At 63.4% G+C, this 15,851-nt stretch carries 13 protein-coding genes; 6 read left to right on the plus strand and 7 right to left on the minus strand.

Going from position 1 to position 15,851, the window contains the following annotated elements; translation table 11 throughout:
- Positions 1-141: 141 nt before the first annotated feature.
- The 4 genes from EOB80_RS17820 to EOB80_RS17835 form a co-directional block, all read right to left on the minus strand.
- Complete coding sequence (locus EOB80_RS17820) at positions 142-969, minus strand: SDR family NAD(P)-dependent oxidoreductase (RefSeq protein ID WP_127328811.1); 828 nt, start codon at positions 967-969, stop codon at positions 142-144.
- A gap of 88 nt (positions 970-1,057) precedes the next feature.
- The gene (locus EOB80_RS17825; RefSeq protein ID WP_127328812.1) at positions 1,058-1,552 is read right to left on the minus strand and encodes an acetone carboxylase subunit gamma; all 495 of its coding nucleotides are present in this window, start codon (positions 1,550-1,552) and stop codon (positions 1,058-1,060) included.
- Positions 1,549-3,753 (minus strand): hydantoinase B/oxoprolinase family protein, encoded by a 2,205-nt coding sequence (locus tag EOB80_RS17830; protein ID WP_127328813.1) that lies wholly within the window; start codon positions 3,751-3,753, stop codon positions 1,549-1,551. The genes EOB80_RS17825 and EOB80_RS17830 overlap by 4 nt, the downstream gene beginning before the upstream one ends.
- Positions 3,754-3,766: 13 nt before the next feature.
- Entirely contained in the window at positions 3,767-5,926 is a 2,160-nt protein-coding gene (locus EOB80_RS17835) for a hydantoinase/oxoprolinase family protein (protein ID WP_127328814.1), read from the minus strand.
- Between the two features lie 112 nt (positions 5,927-6,038).
- Here EOB80_RS17835 and EOB80_RS17840 point away from each other — a divergent pair, with 112 nt between their 5' ends.
- On the plus strand, positions 6,039-6,818 hold the full coding sequence (locus tag EOB80_RS17840; protein WP_127328815.1) for a LuxR C-terminal-related transcriptional regulator: 780 nt from the start codon (positions 6,039-6,041) through the stop codon (positions 6,816-6,818).
- 44 nt (positions 6,819-6,862) lie between these two features.
- Here EOB80_RS17840 and EOB80_RS17845 read toward each other — a convergent pair whose 3' ends face one another.
- On the minus strand, positions 6,863-7,162 hold the full coding sequence (locus EOB80_RS17845; protein ID WP_127328816.1) for a type II toxin-antitoxin system RelE/ParE family toxin: 300 nt from the start codon (positions 7,160-7,162) through the stop codon (positions 6,863-6,865).
- Entirely contained in the window at positions 7,159-7,440 is a 282-nt protein-coding gene (locus tag EOB80_RS17850; protein ID WP_127319713.1) for a type II toxin-antitoxin system ParD family antitoxin, read from the minus strand. Before EOB80_RS17850 ends, EOB80_RS17845 begins: the two co-directional genes overlap by 4 nt.
- A gap of 279 nt (positions 7,441-7,719) precedes the next feature.
- On the opposite strand from EOB80_RS17850, the gene EOB80_RS17855 reads away from it, so the two are divergent.
- From EOB80_RS17855 to EOB80_RS17865, 3 genes are all read left to right on the plus strand, one after another.
- Complete coding sequence (locus EOB80_RS17855; RefSeq protein ID WP_127328817.1) at positions 7,720-9,894, plus strand: alpha-ketoacid dehydrogenase subunit alpha/beta; 2,175 nt, start codon at positions 7,720-7,722, stop codon at positions 9,892-9,894.
- A gap of 84 nt (positions 9,895-9,978) precedes the next feature.
- Entirely contained in the window at positions 9,979-11,541 is a 1,563-nt protein-coding gene (locus EOB80_RS17860; RefSeq protein ID WP_164762652.1) for an ABC transporter substrate-binding protein, read from the plus strand.
- Between the two features lie 118 nt (positions 11,542-11,659).
- Complete coding sequence (locus EOB80_RS17865; RefSeq protein ID WP_127328819.1) at positions 11,660-12,889, plus strand: aminotransferase class III-fold pyridoxal phosphate-dependent enzyme; 1,230 nt, start codon at positions 11,660-11,662, stop codon at positions 12,887-12,889.
- A gap of 33 nt (positions 12,890-12,922) precedes the next feature.
- On the opposite strand, the gene EOB80_RS17870 is transcribed toward EOB80_RS17865, so the two are convergent.
- Entirely contained in the window at positions 12,923-13,660 is a 738-nt protein-coding gene (locus EOB80_RS17870) for a GntR family transcriptional regulator (protein ID WP_127267755.1), read from the minus strand.
- 146 nt (positions 13,661-13,806) lie between these two features.
- On the opposite strand from EOB80_RS17870, the gene otnK reads away from it, so the two are divergent.
- Positions 13,807-15,180 (plus strand): 3-oxo-tetronate kinase, encoded by a 1,374-nt coding sequence (gene otnK, locus EOB80_RS17875; protein ID WP_127328820.1) that lies wholly within the window; start codon positions 13,807-13,809, stop codon positions 15,178-15,180.
- Complete coding sequence (locus tag EOB80_RS17880) at positions 15,180-15,818, plus strand: class II aldolase/adducin family protein (protein WP_127328821.1); 639 nt, start codon at positions 15,180-15,182, stop codon at positions 15,816-15,818. Before otnK ends, EOB80_RS17880 begins: the two co-directional genes overlap by 1 nt.
- Positions 15,819-15,851 lie beyond the last annotated feature (33 nt).

Raw genomic sequence — 15,851 nt, forward strand, 5'->3', positions numbered from 1 at the left:
AAATATGGGCGTGCAATAAACGGCGTCTCCATTGTGCAGTGCAATATAACCTATTGCGCCCGGCGCTCAATGGCAAATCCGGTCACCTTGTCTTACAGCGAGGCATCTGCGGAGAGATCAGCTGGTTGCGCGTCCGAGACGCTACCAAAGCGCTCCGCCGGTGATCTGGATGTTCTCCATGGTTATGCCCTTGGCAAGATCCGAGCACAGGAAGACCGCCAGACCGGCAATCTCCTGCGGCTGCAGCATGCGCTGCTGCGGGTTGCCCCTGGCGATCTCGGCCATCGCTTCCTCAGCGGTGCGCCCCTTGCCTTCGCGCTCGACGACCTGCGCCACATTGCGGCGCATCAGTTCGGTCTCGACCCAGGTCGGGCTGATCATGACGCAGGTGACGCCATGCGCTGCCCCCTCCAGCGCCACGCAGCGTGTGAGGCCGAGAAGCCCCGCTTTGGACGCGCAGTAGGCTGGGTTGTCCTTCCAGCCGACCGAGGCGGCGGTTGAGCCGATGTTGACGATGCGGCCCCAGCCGCGTTCGATCATGCCCGGCAGTACCGCACGCGTGACGCGGAAGGCGCCGGTCAGGTTGGTGTCGACAATCTTTTCCCACAACGCATCGGAATGGCCGCAGACCGGCTGCTCCGCGGTCGTCCCAGCGGCATTGACCAGGATATCGGCGGGGCCGATGGCCGCCTCGGCGTCAGCTGCGAACCGATTGGCGACGTCGCTGTCGCGAACGTCAAGGTGTGCGGCGTGAACCCTCGTTCCGTGGACGGCAAGAGCCGCACGCACGCGCTCGATCTCGTCCGCGCCGGGATAATAGGCGGCATCGGACCTGTCGGCGCCGGCCGGCGCGATGTAGGAGCCGACGGCGACATTGGCGCCGGCTTCAGCCAAAGCCGTGGCAACAGCGAAGCCCATGCCCGAGAACCCACCGGTAACGATGGCGCTTCGGCCGGAAAGGTTGTTCATGGCGCACGATCTCCGCTTCGTTCCGGGCAGGCAATCAGGCCTGACCGGATTTGGCAATCACACCGGCGCAGCCTCCATCGCCAGCGTTTCATGTTTGCTGGAGCGGTTTGCCTAGCCATTCGCGATAGAAGCCTTCGAGGTCGGGCTCGAAATCGTGGACGATGGGATAGCCAGGTGCCGCCGCTTCCACTTCGTGCAGCGTGCCGCATTGCGGACAGATGAATTCGCGGATCTCCATCCATTCGGGATCGGGGAGATCGCTGTTGGGATAGATTTCGCGCAAAGCCCCCTCGGTGTTGCGGACGTTGATCGCAGCCTTCAACTTCCAGTTCTTGCGATAGTCGCCGAAGGAGTGGCCGCATTCGCAGCGGGTAATGCGCTCATCGCCGCTCTGGCAGATGAACAGATGGTCCGAGACCGGCAGCAGGATCGGATCTTTCCAGGCGACACGATCCTGATAGACGGCAACCATCTTGAAGAAACGGTCATCGTCCTTGTAGGCACTCATGATCCGCCTTGTCTGTGGCCAGGGCAGCTTGCCTGCGGCCAGATCGCCCAGGACTTCCTTGCTATACGAGGTCATGGCTTTGCTCCCGGCATGAAGATCGATCTGGCATCGACGTTCCAGAACTCGCTGAATTCGCTGGTGAAGCGCGGCGACAGCTTGATCGCGCTGGCGTACATTTTCTTCACCTCGGGGGCGAAATCGGCCTTTTCGACACGACCACGCTCCTTGGCGATCCAATCCACCACAGGGACCGCCTTGGCCAGACGCTCCTTGCGCATGGCGGCGCGGCGCTCGACCGTGGCGTCGATATCGGCGATGGGATAGCCGTCTTCATCGTCCTTCAGCACAATGCCGAAAACCTGGTCCGCCGCTTGCCGGGTGAGAAAGCCGTTCTCGACATCCCAGGCGGTCTTGATCGGATCGCGCTCCAGTACGTCGCCGTAACCACCGCCGCCATTGTAGGAATGGCTGAAGATGTCGCCGGATTTGTGCGGCGCGGTGATGTAGGGGCCCTCGACCACGACATGGTCGCCACCAATGTTCCGCTCGTAGTCGGAGACATGCGGATCGATGCCGGGCGCATGCGCCAGCGGTTCGCCTTTTGCCGCAAGTTCGTGAATGTCTGAGTTGCGCACGGCGCGATGCTTCTGGCAGGTCGGCGCCGGATAACCGCCGCACATGCCGCCATTGTCGAACACGCGCGAAGAATGTTCGGAGGTGTGGAGCCGCAGATGCGACGTCTTGTTGATCAGCCAGGTCGAGACGAAGGAACAGCCGCCGCGATATTTGCCGGCACCGCCGGAGTTGGGCACGATCGAGCGGCCGATATAGACCATCGGCATCGACTGTTCCCAGACCTCGATGTTGCCCATGTCGGATTCCGGGTTCCAGCCGACATAGGCGGTGTCGAGACCATCCTTGATTGCGAGCGCGCCGGAGCCGGCGGCGGCGCATTCAAAATGGGCCATGCCGAACGGCGTGCCGTACTGGCTCTCGCCACCCATTTCGATCATGGGGCTGTTGACCTGACCGACGAAGGCCTCCTCGACGAAGCCACGCGCGATAAAACTGCGCGACAAAAGCCGCTGGAAAACGCCATAGGCTGGCAGCAGCAACGCCCACGAGGTGGCGGTCGCCACCATCTCGTTGTCGGGATTGGTCCAGGTGCCGTGCGGCAGTTTCAGTTCGGTCGCCATCCAGGCCCCATCATTGACCAGACCTTCAAAATTCATGTGCTGGGTCAAGGTGACGAACATGCCGCCATCCATGCCGGCCGGCGTGCAGTTCATCGAATGGTAGCCCCAGGGCTGCGTGCCCTCGAAGTCCATGGTGATCTTGCCGTCGGTGGTGATCTCCATCTCGATCGGGATGTTGTAGAGCCAGTCCGGATCGCCGAGCAGTTGGAAGCCGGGTTTGCCCGCGGTGACGTGGCCGTAAAAAGTATGGCCGCGATAGATTCCGGGGACGGTGAGCTGGCGGGTGCGGGCGAGCTGGGCGCGACGGCCCTCCTCGATGAACTCCTTCGACACCTTCATCCAGTAGTCGAGGCCGATCTCGGAGATGAGCTGCTTGACGCTTTCGCGCATATCGATGCAGGAGGCGACCTTGGCCTTCTCGTCCAGCACCCAGTAGATCGGCATGCGCAGATTGCGCTCGCAGCGGATGACGTAGTCGCGGCGGATCTCGTCGTTCTCGCCGATCTTCTCGGCGCAGACGAACAGACCCTCGGTGAAGCGCTCCTGCGCGAGACACACATCACCGCCTGGGGTAATGCCGCCGGCCTCCAGCTCGTGGCAGACGGCGCCGGCCCAGCCGACAAGCGTGCCTTCATGAAAGATAGGCACCACGTCCATCACGTCGGGCACCTGCACGGTGCCTATGAAGGCGTCGTTGTTGGCGAAGATGTCGCCTTCGCGGATGCGCGGGTTGTCCTCGTAGCCGTTTTTGATCATCCATTTGATGAAGCGGCTCATCGTATGGACATGCACCATGATGCCGTTGGAGAGAGCGATGGCGTCGCCCTCGGGCGTGTAGATGGCGACCACCATTTCGCCGACCTCGCGCACGCCGGGCGAGGCCGAGATGCGGCGCGCCATTTCGCGTGCCGAGACGCAATAGGCGCGCAGCTTGGTGTGCAGCGTCTCGAATTTCAGCGGATCCTGGTTGCGCAGCGTGAGTTCCGTGATGCCGTCATAGCAGCCGGTCTCCTCCATCAGCCGCTCGGAATCGAGCAGTCTTTCGCGAAGGCGCAGGGCCGAGGCAGGTTTGTCCAACATGGCGGTCGCCCTCTCAAGCGTGGGTGTAGTGCAGCAGCGTCCATTCATCGACATGGACACGGTCCTGCGGATGAACGACGAGCGTGGTGGCGGGATGTTCGATGATGGCCGGGCCGATGACTTCGTGGCCTGGCTGCAAAAGGTCCATCTCGTAGAGATTGGCCTTGTGCCAGCGCCCACCGATATAGGCCTCGCGCACGCCCTTGTGGGCGGCTGCCGGATCAGACTTGCCGAGCGGCCGCTTGAGCAGCACCGGCTTGACCTTGTCTGCGGTGGCGATCAGCCCGAGTTCGGTGATGGTGAAGCCGGCTTCGCCATAGCGCGACACGCGATGGTTGACCTTGGCATAGACCGCCTCGAACTCGTCGATAACCCCGCGCATGTCGTCGGCCGAACCGACCTCGGCCAGCGGCGCCATGACTTCGACGTCCTCGAGCTGGCCGGTGTAGCGCATCATCAGGAACGGCACGGTCCTGATCTTCTCCCTGGTATGGCCGTCGGCGATCATCTCGTCGACCGCTGCCTTGGTCAGGTCGTTCCAGACCGTGGTGACCTTGGCGCCGAAGGCGGCCAGCGTAGCCTCGTCGGCACGTGACGGGATATCGTGCTGGGTGGAGACGGAATGACGCCGCATGAAATCGGCCGTGGTGCAACCGAAGGCGGAGAAGGCGGCCGCGAACTGGAAGGTGATGATGTCCTTGAAGCCGATGCCCCTGGAGCAGCCGGCCAGATGCAAAGGTCCCGAGCCGCCATAGGACAGCAGCGTGAATTCGGAGGGATGGATGCCTTGCCCGGAAATGACCCGGCGCAGCGCGTTGTTGGCATCGGACTCCAGCATGTCGATCATGCCTTCCGCGGCTTCCTCGACACCAACGCCGAGCACGCTGGAGCACTTTTCCTCGAAGGCGCGGCGCGCCTTTTCGACCTGCAGCACGACCTTGCCGCCCAGGAAATAGTGTGGGTTGAGGCGGCCGAGGATGGCGTCGCAATCGGCGATGGTCGGCTCGGTGCCACCGCGATCGAAGCAGATCGGACCGGGATCCGAGCCGGCGCTTTCCGGCCCAAGCGAGACCTTCTTGGTCAGGGGATCGACCTTGAGGATCATGCCGGCGCCGGCGCCGATCGTGTCGAGATGCAGCGTCGGCACGTTGAGCTTGAAACGGTCCATCAGCGGCTCGTTCTCGATCCGCGTCTGGCCGCGTGTGATGACGCCCATGTCGAAGGAGGTACCGCCCATGTCCGAGCAGATCAGCGAGTCGTTCCCGATCAGCTTGCCGACATAGGCAGCGCCCAGAATGCCGCCGATCGGGCCGGAGATCATGGTTTCATGCAGGCGCGGGTGGTTGATCGAGGTCAGGCCGCCGAAGGAGAGCAGCGTCTGCACGCCATACTTGAAGCCGTATTTCTTCGAGACGTCCTCTATACCCCTAAGCTGCTTGCGGCCGCGCGAGGTGGCGTAGGCCTCGATCAGCACCGAATTCAGCCGCGACTGCTCGCGGATGACCGGGCGGACCTCATGGCTGGTGTAGACGATGATGTCGGCGCCGGCCTTGTCGACCTCCGCGCGGCAGATCTCGGCGATGCGCTTCTCGTGCACCGGATTGACATGCGAGAAGATGGTCATGATGCAGATCGCCTCGACCTTGTCGGCGATTAATTTTTTCGCGGCGATGGAGACCTCGTGTTCGTAGAGCGGCAGCACGATGTCGCCGAACTGGTCGATGCGCTCGGTGACGCCATGCGTGCGGCGGCGCGGCACCAGCGGATCTGGATGGTGATGGGTGACGGCATGCAGCCGGTCGGCATAGGAATAGTCGGCCCAGGCCTGCAGCCCCCGGCCCATCAGGATCATGTCCTCGAGGCCCTTGGTGGTGATCAGGCCGAGCCGGCGGCCGGTGCGCGACAACAGCGTGTTGAGCATGCCGGTGCCGGAATAGAGCACGACGTTGACGCCGGAAAACAATGATTCCAGCGAGATGCCCCAGGCGTCCGCCGCGTCCTCGGCAGACGCGAGAAAACCTTCGGCTTCGTTCTTCGGCGTGGTCGCCGACTTGCCGATCTTGAAGTGGCCGTCCTGATCGACAAGGATCGTGTCGGTCATGGTGCCGCCGGCGTCGATACCGATGACGATTGGATTGCCGACGATGGGGCCGGTGAGATTGGGTTGGGTCACGGTCGCCTCGGAATCTGGTCTAGGTTGACGCTAGGCTAGATTCGATGGGCGGCTTCGCGCCATATGCCTAAAGACATAATGACGGCTGAGCTTACATCGCCGAGAAAAGGGCATGCGCATGGAGACTATCTGGGCGCCGCTCGCCAAAGCGATCGCCGCCACCGGCACGGACAGGCATGTCGACTGCCTGATCGACCTGATCGGCGCGGATATCGAGCACGACCTCGTTACGGTGACGCGCTATTCGACGACGCAGACACCCGAATTCATCAAGCACCGACGCTTCTCGGACGAAATGGTCCGGCGCTATCTCGACAATTACTATGTCTTCGACCCGTTCTATGCGTCGTGGCGACGCGAGCGAAGGCTGGGCATCATGCCGCTGAAACGGCTCGCCGACGACGAGGCCAAGCGCGGCCAGTACATAGCCGGCTTCCTGGCGCAGTCGGAGATCTGCGACGAAGTCGGCATCATGCTGGCGGACGGCGGCGACTGGTGCCTCGGCATCTTCCTCGACCGCTCTACCACGCCATTCAAGGACAGCGAAATCGCCCTGCTGGATGAACGGCTGCCGGTATTCGAGGCGCTGCATGTGCTCGACATCAAGGCGCGCGGAACGGAGTTCTCCCGCACGTCAGCGCCGACAGGCCCCGGCGCCTCGCCCCGGCAGGAACCGACCATTCCAGCCAGCCTGTGGCCGGAGCTGTCACTGCGCGAGCGGGAGTTGGTCCAACTGATCCTCGCCGGTCACCCGACGGCCAACATCGCCGAACGCCTCGGCATCACCGTCGGCACGGTCAAGAACCATCGCCGGCGCATCTACGAGAAGCTCGACATCACCACGGAGCGTGAATTATTTTTGCAGTTCTTCCAGCATCGGGTCGACCGATAGCCGGGGTTCGGACAGCTAGCGGGTTACGCTTTTCCCGTTGCAGGTTAGAGCTCATCCTCCCAATTGGCGCCGCCATAGAACACACGGAAGATCACCACTTGGTCGGATTCCACTGTAAAGGTCACCGTTACACGGCGCTCGAAACCGACAACCCGAAGCCCTGGCCGCAGAGCGTCACGGCGTGTTCCGCGCTCCGAGGCGTAGTCGAGACCCTGGCAGTAGGCTTCGATACGCTCGATATAGCGTATGGCCGTGACGTTGCCGGCGGCGATCTCGATGGTGTCGTATATCCATCTTAAGTCCGCTAAGGCTTCCGGCAACAGAACAATATGCCGGCGCTTCACACATCCCTCTTAAAGCGGGCGGCGTGGTGAGCGCGGATGTCGTCAAAAGCCTGGCTGGCTGGGATAACTCGGGAAGGATCCGCCTTCCACCTGTCATAGGTCGGCACAACCTCCTCGCGGAGCCAGCGCTCTACGGCCGCGTCGCGCTCTTGCAGGGCGCGAAGGCCGGCGCGGATCACTTCACTGCTGGTCGCGTAGGTTCCTGATTCAACGAGACGGTCGATGAAAGCAGCCTGCTCTGTTGGCAGGCTGAAGGTGCGCTTTTCGGTGGCAGCCATGATTTCTCCTATAATGTCGGTGTGATTATATCATACCAATATCCAATACGTTAGAAAACCTGTCGGCCCAAGAAACCGACATCGGCGCTGCTAGCAGTCTCAAAATTCCTCTTGCGGAACCGCGCCGTCCCGGCTTAGTCTTTGCCTTCTCGCAAAAATGAAATTTAATTCCATTTGCCTGCAACCTTCTAGCTAGCATCGTGGCCCCAGGAAAAATGAACGGCCCAATCGACTGAGAAAATATTTGATATATCATCTACCAGAACGGAAATAGCTGACATGGTCCAGCAGACATCGATCCAGCCATCGGCGCCCTGGTTGCGGCTAGAGGTCCACGATTCGGACTGGACCGACGCCGAGGTGTCGAGCCTGGTGCGCTGGTATCACCAGATGCTGCTCATCCGCCGTTTCGAGGAAAAGGTGCTCGATCGGGCCAATGCCGGGCTGGTGCATGGTCCGGCCCACGCCAGCATCGGACAAGAGGCCACGGCGGTCGGCGCCATGTCCGTGCTCGGCACCGGCGACCGCATCAACGGCACCCACCGTGCCCATCACCAGGTGCTGGCCAAGCTTGTCAACGCGCAGACGCCCGGCGGATTCGACCCGCTGCATGATGCTTTCAACCCAGGCATGCAGGGATCGGTTCGCGGCCTGATGGCCGAGATCATGGGCCTCAAGTCAGGCTATTGCGGCGGCCGTGGCGGCTCGATGCACATGCGCGACGATGCATCAGGCATACCGGGCACCAGCGCCATCATCGGTGGCAACCTGCCGCATGCGGCAGGCTACGCGCTCGCCGACAAGCTGCTCGGCACCGGCAACATCTCGGTCGCCTTCTTCGGCGACGGCACGATGATGGCAGGGCCGGCCTATGAGGCGATGAACATCGCCGCGCTCTACCGGCTGCCGGTGATCTTTTTCGCCGAAAACAATCTCTATGCCGTCTCGACGCACATCAACGAGCAGACGCGCGAGACGCGGCTGGCCTCGCGCGGACCTATGCTCGGCTTTCGTGGCATCGAATGCGACGGCATGGATGTGGTGGCAGTCCACCATGCCATGCGCGAGGCGCGCCGGACGATTGAGGAAGACGGCGGCCCGGTGCTGGTCGAGGCGCTCTGCTATCGGTTTCTACACCAGAGCGGCGCCCGCCCGGGCAGCGAATTCGGCTACCGCACGCGCGCCGAGGAAGACGTCTGGAAAGCGCGCGACCCGCTTGCGACGATGGCGGCTCGCCTGAAGACGATGGGCATCCTGAACGCTTCGGACCTCGGTACACTCGACCAGCGCGTCATGGAGGTGGTCAACACCGCTGCCGATTCCCTGACCGAGATGAGCGGCAACGCGCTGCGCATTCCTGATCATCTGTGGCCGGACCCAAGCGACGTCGACAACCAGATCCGCGGCGATCTTTCCGAACTGAAGGGCGAGCGCTTCCTTGAGATCGAGGACGTGCTGCCGGCCGACACCAGGCCGGTCAAGTTCATGGTTGCCGCGTCCGAGGTGATTGCGCGCGCCATGGAGCAGGATGCGCGCATCATCATCATGGGCGAGGATGTGCACCGGCTGCGCGGCGGCGTTTCGGGCGCCACAAAGGGCGCGCTGGAGCGCTGGCCGGAGCGTGTGCTGGCGATGCCGATCGCCGAGAATGGCTTTGTCGGCGTGGCGCTGGGTGCAGCGCTTTGCGGCTTGCGGCCGATCGTCGAGATCATGTTCGGCGACTTCTGCCTGGTTGCCGCCGACCAGCTGTTCAACGCGGTCAGCAAGGTGCGCCACATGTTCGGCGGCGGCTTTCCGGTGCCAATCGTGGTCAGGGTGCGCGTCTCGCCGCACACCGGCTACGGCTCGCAGCATTCGGGCGATCCGTCCGGCCTGTTCGCCCTGTTTCCCGGCTGGCGCATCGTCGCGCCGACGACGCCCTTCGACTATATCGGCCTGATGAATTCAGCGCTGAAATGCGACGATCCGGTCGTCGTCATCGAGCATGTCGAGCTGTTCCCGAGCGAAGGCCCTGTGCCTGCGGACGACCGCGACTATTGCGTGCGGCTCGGCAAGGCGAAGATCGTCAGGCCGGGCAGCGCCTGTACGCTGCTCACCAGCGCCAGCATGGTTGCCGTCGCCAGCCAGGTGGTCGAGGAGACCGGCGTCGATGCCGAGATCATCGACCTGCGCAGCCTCGACCCGACCGGGCTCGACTGGCCGCTGGTGGAGGCCTCGATCCGCAAGACCAACCGGGTAGCCGTCATCGAACAGGTGCAGCGTGGGCTATCGCTTGGCGGACGACTGACACAGGAGATTCAGGATCGCGTGTTCGATTATCTCGATCACGAGATCCTGCATGTGACGGGAAGCCTCTCGGCTCCCGTCGTATCGGCCCCGCTCAACCGCGCCGCACTGGGCGGCGCTGAAAAGCTCAAGGCCGCGCTTCAATCCCTCACTGCCGTGGGTGGATAGAGCGAACGCATTGCCACAAAGATCCGACAAGAAAATGGGAGAACTGACATGAGCATCCTACAGAGAAACAAGACCAGGGCGAAGATGCTGGCAGCCGTGCTGCTGGCCACCAGCGCCTTCTGGGCGCCGGCCACGTTCGCGCAGGACAGCAAGCCGCTGGTCATTGCGCGCAACATCGACCTCAACTCGCTCGATCCGCACCGCGCCTTCTGCGACACCTGCCAGATCTACAATTCCAGCGTCTATGAATCGCTGCTGACGCTGGACAAGGACAACAAGCTGATCCCGCTGCTCGCCTCGAAGTGGGAAGGCAATGCCGACCAGAGCAGCTTCACCTTCTCGCTCGACCCGGCCGCCAAATTCTCGGACGGTTCGCCGGTCGAAGCCAAGGACGTGAAATGGTCCTGGGAGAGGCTAAAGAACCTCAAGGGCAGCGCCTCGTTCCTGATGGACAATGTCGCCTCGATCGAGACCCCGGACGCGCATACGATGATCGTCAAGATGGTCGCGCCGAGCTCCGAATTCCTCAACATCGCGGCGGCGCCCTACGCGGCGGTCGTCAACAGCAAGGTTGCTTCCGAAGCCGGCGCCAAGGCCGATGCGGACGCTTCGACGACAGACAATGCCGAGGCCTGGTTTCTGGCGCATTCGGCCGGCAGCGCACCGTTCGTGCTGAAATCCTATGAGCCCAATTCGGAACTGCGGCTGGCACGCAACGACAAATACTGGCGCACGGCGCCGGCGCTGAGCGAAGTCGTCATCCGCCAGACCAAGGATGCGGTGGCCCAGGCACAGATGCTGCAGAGCGGCACCGCCGACATCGCCATGCAGATCGACCCGGACACGGCCAAGACGATGACCGGCAGCGACGTGAAAATCGAGACCGTGCCGTCCTACAATTTCATCTATGTGGCGCTGTCGCCCGGCGCCAAGGCCAACAAGGTTCCGCTGACGCCCGAAGTGCGCGAGGCCATTTCGCTCGGTCTCGACCGTCCGAGCATCCTGGACTTCACCATCGGCTCCGAGGGCCAGTTGATCAGCGCACCGATCCCGCTCGGCTTCCCCGGCGGTTCGGGCTTCGAGGCGCAACCCTATGACGTCGCCAAGGCAAAGGAACTTCTGGCCAAGGCCGGCCATGCCGACGGCTTCGAGATGGAAGCGGCGTTTCCCGGCATGAACGTCTATGGCGTCGATCTGTCGCTGTTGATGCAGAAGGTTCAGCAGGATTTGGCCAAGATCAACATCAAGCTCGACCTGCAGCCGATCCCCTTCGCCAACTGGCGCGAACGCGTCAATGGCGACGGCATCCCGATGACGGCGGTGTTCTACGCGCCGGACTATTACGGCACGTCGCAATACGTCGATTATTTCGCCATGACCAAGGGCAGCCCGTGGGCGCGCCGCGCCGGCGCGGAGCGCGACCCGTCGGTGCTCAATCCGAAGGAAGCGGATATCTACAAGGCAGCCCTTGCGGCAAGCGGCGACGAGGCCGCCAAGCTGTGGCATCAGGCCGGCGAGGAGATGATCAAGGACAGGATCATCCTGCCGTTGATCAGCCCGAACCTGATCCTGGCCTACAAATCGGACGTCAAGGGCGTGCGTTACAGCGCCTGCTGCAACCTGCCGCTGGCGGAACTCAGTCACTGAGCGAAAAGACGCGGGAGGCGGCCAGCCGCCTCCCGCTTCCTCATCCTGGACGGTCAGCAAATCCTGCCTTCCAGCATTAAGATCAATATATGATATATCAATATGCGGAGAACTCGCTATGCCTTCCCTGATCAACTCCAAAGACCAGTTGCTGCGCGAGCGCGCGGCCTCGGTCATTCCGGGCGGCATGTGGGGGCACATGGCGACGCGCTATCTCGGCTCCGCCTATCCGCAATTCTTCGAGCGCGCCGACGGCTGCCGGGTCTGGGATGTCGATGGCCGCGAGTACATCGACCTGATGTGCAGTTGGGGCCCCAATATCCTCGGCCACCATCATCAGGCGGTCGAGGCAGCGGCCGAGCGGCAGCGTCGTCTGGGCGATGCGATGAACGGCCCTGGCGAGGTGTTGGTCGAGCTGGCCGAACTGCTGGTCAAGACCGTCGCGCATGCCGACTGGGCGATGCTGCAGAAGAACGGCACCGACGCCACCACGGCCTGCGTGACGATCGCACGCGCCGGCACTGGCCGGCGCAAGGTGCTGGTCGCGCGCGGCTCCTATCACGGCGCCGTGCCGTGGTGCACGCCTTCGCTCGCCGGCGTCACCGCCGAGGACCGCGCCCATATCATCCATTTCGACTACAATGACGTTGCCAGCCTCGAGGCAGCCGTCGAGCAGGCCGGCAGCGATCTTGCCGCCGTCGTCGTCACCGCTTTCCGCCACGATATCGCCCGCGACCAGGAACTGCCGACCGCCGCCTTCGCCAGACGGGCGCGCGAGCTCACCACCGCCGCCGACGCGGCGCTGATCGTCGATGATGTCAGGGCCGGCTTCCGCATCGATCTCGCCGGCAGCTGGGAACCGCTCGGCGTACGGCCGGACCTGTCCGCTTTCTCGAAGGCGATCGCCAATGGCTATCCGCTTGCCGCGATCACCGGCACCGACCGGTTTCGCGAAGCCGCGACCAAGGTCTATGTGACGGGGTCGTTCTGGTATGGCGCCGTCGCCATGGCCGCCGCGATCGCCACCATCAACACGCTGCGCGACACCGACGCCATCTCCAGGATGACTGAAGCCGGCGACAGGCTGCGCTCAGGCCTCGATGCCGCAGCGAAGAAGCATGGCCTGTCGCTTCACCAGACCGGCCCGGTGTCGATGCCGATGGTGCTCTTCGACGGCGATGCCGAATTCAAAAAGGCCGACGCCTTCTGCTCGGCCGCCTTGCGCGAGGGCGCCTATTTCCACCCCCGGCACAACATGTTCCTGAGTGCCGCGCATACCGCAAAAGACATAGATCTCGCCCTGCAGGCTGCCGATGCCGGCATGGCCGCAGCGGCGCAGGTGGCGTGACCGGCGCCGATGCGGTGGGAAGGAACAAATCGCTCAGCCGACGGCCGACACCAGGCGGCCGTTCTGCGCCGCGCGGCGCAGTTCCTCCGGCGTGACCGCACCGTCGTTCAGCCGTTCGAGAACCTTGACCAACAGGCGTCCGCCTTCGATCATGTCCTGCTGAATGCCCTTGCGCACGCCGTTCTCGTCACGCGCCCGCAGCGCGTCGAGAATGTCGAGGTGCCGGTGGCGGCCGTCGTAGGTCGGCCTGGCGTGCGGGTATTGATAGTTCACCAGCGGTCCGTTGCGCAGCCAGATGCCCTCGATGATGGCCAGCAACTCCGGCATTTGCGCCGCCTGGTAGATCGAGTGATGGAATTCCCAATTGTCGCGGACGGCTTCGAACCAATGGCCATTGTCCTCGTTGGCAATCAGTCTGTCATGCACCTCGGCCAGACGGTCGATCTCCCGTGGCTCGATGCGCGTTGTTGCCGCCGCCCCCGCCATGCCTTCGAGATGCAGCCGGATGCTGCGCAACTCCAGATATTGGGCCAGCGACAGCTGGGCGACGGTGATCGAACGGCCGGCCTCCATCTCCAGACCCTTTTCGCGGACCAGCTGCATCAGCGCCTCGCGCACTGGCGTCTCAGACACCTGAAGGCTGGCGGCAAGGTCGCGGATCTTGAAGCGATGGCCCGGCCAGAAGCGGCCCTCCATCATGGCGCGGCGAAGCTCCTCGTAGACGCGCGTCGTCAGATTGTCGCGCGCGATCGGCGCGATAGAAGCAGTCACATCCGCTCTCCGTTCTTGCAGCGGCGCCGGCGTCGCCTGCGTCGCGTGGGCTGTGTATATGATACCACGAATGGCCTGACCACCGACATGAGACAGGCAACTGCGAGACGGGCAGCCATGGTGCAGACGGACATGAGACGGGGCGCATGACCGCGACGCCTTCACTCCTGTTCGGCGCCATAGCCGACGATCTGACCGGCGGCACCGAGCTGGCGTCGATGCTGGTGGCGCGCGGCATTCCAACGGGATGCACGGTCGGACTGAGTGCGCCGATCCCACCAGGCAATCTTGCCCATGTGATCCTGCTCAAGACACGCGTCATCGCGGCCAGCGATGCGGTGCGCCAGGTTCTGGCGGCGGCGGACCGGCTGCTTGAAGCTGGTGCCCGGCAGATCTTCTTCAAATATTGCGCCACTTTCGATTCGACACCTGCCGGCAACATCGGTCCTTGCGCCGAGGCGCTGCTCGAGCGCCTCGGCGGCGGCGTCACGCTGTTCACTCCGGCGCTGTGTGAGACCGGCCGCACCGTCTATCAGGGACACCTGTTCGGCGGCGCCCAATTGCTGGGTGAATCGCCCAAGCGCTTCGATCCGCTGACGCCGATGACCGATTCCAATCTGGTTCGCGTGCTGCAGGCGCAGAGCAAAGGCAAGGTCGGGCTGGTGCCCTATCTCGTCGTCGATGCCGGGGCGGAGGCCATCCGCAACGCCATACGAGAGCACAGCGCGGGCGGCGAGACGCTGCTGGTCACCGACACGATCCGCGAGCGCGACCTGGTTGCGATCGCGGAAGCGACCTTCGACCTGCCGCTGATGACCGGCAATTCCTCGGTCGCCGCGCATCTGCCACCGGCCTGGCTCACGCATGGGCTGCTGAATTCAGTCGATCTCGTTACCGCCAGCCTGCCGGCCATAAACGGCCCAGCGGCGGTGCTGGCCGGCAGCGTTGCCGACCGCACCATCGAACAGCTCGAACGCTTTGCGCAAAACAATCCACTGCTGACGATCGATCTGGCCAGCGCCTTCGCCGGCGCCGATGTAGTGGCCGAAGCGCGTGCCTTCGCCCAGCGGCATTTGCCCGGCACGATGATCGCCATTGCCACGACGGCGCCGCAAGCGACGGTCGAAGCGCTGCAGCAGGCGCATGGCCGCAACGCGGTGGCGGCAAAGGCGGAAGAGATGCTGGCCGGGATTGCACACATTCTTGTGCTCGAACTCGGTGTGCGGCGGCTGGTCGTCGCCGGCGGCGAGACCGCCGGTTCGGTGGTCAAGGCGCTCGGCATCGACCGCATCGCCATGGGTGCCTATGAGGGGCCGGGACTGTCGCGTGCCACTGCCCACCTCCCCGGCCTGCCATCCGAGCCGCTGGCGCTGATGTTGAAATCGGGGAAGCTCGGCGGCCCGGATATTTTCGCCGACGTCCTGCAAGACATGACACGGGCGACCACCGTCGCGCCGGCGATCGATATATGGCCACCGGCAAAACCTGTCATGCGGCCAACCACAGGAAAAGCATCGTGATGGACACCGAGACTGCACGCGCCAGCCTGATCACCGCGACGCAGACGCTGGACGCCAGCGGGATGAATGTCGGCACCACCGGCAACATCAGCGTGCGGACGACAAGCGGCATGATGATCACGCCGACGGGAATAGCTACAAGCGCGCTTCGGCCGGAGCAGATGGTGCCGATGCAACTCGATGGCAGCTGGGAGGGGGCGTTCCGGCCGTCGAGCGAATGGGAAATGCACGCCGAGATCTACAAGGCTTTCCCCGAGGCCGGTGCCGCCGTGCATGCCCATCCCGACCATTGCGTGGCGCTATCGTGCCTGCGCGAGGGACTGCCGCTGTTCCATTACATGGTCGCTGGTTTCGGTGGCGATGATGTGCGCTGTTCGGACTATGCGCTGTTCGCGTCAAGCGAACTGGCCAAGGTTGCCGTCGTCGCGCTCAAGGACAGGTCAGCCTGCCTGCTCGCCAATCATGGCATGATCGCTTTCGGCGGCGATCTCGACATGGCGCTCATCCGCACCATCAAGCTCGAGACCTTGGCGCGGCAATACCTTTTGGCGCGCAGCGCCGGCACACCGGCGATCATCGAGGGCACCGAGCTTGCCGCCATTCGCGGGCGGTACAAGAATTACGGCCAGCAGAAGTAGCTGGCCGAGCATTTCCGGGAACGGCTCTTCGCG

The organism is Mesorhizobium sp. M7A.F.Ca.MR.245.00.0.0, assembly GCF_003997415.1.
Classification (GTDB): domain Bacteria; phylum Pseudomonadota; class Alphaproteobacteria; order Rhizobiales; family Rhizobiaceae; genus Mesorhizobium.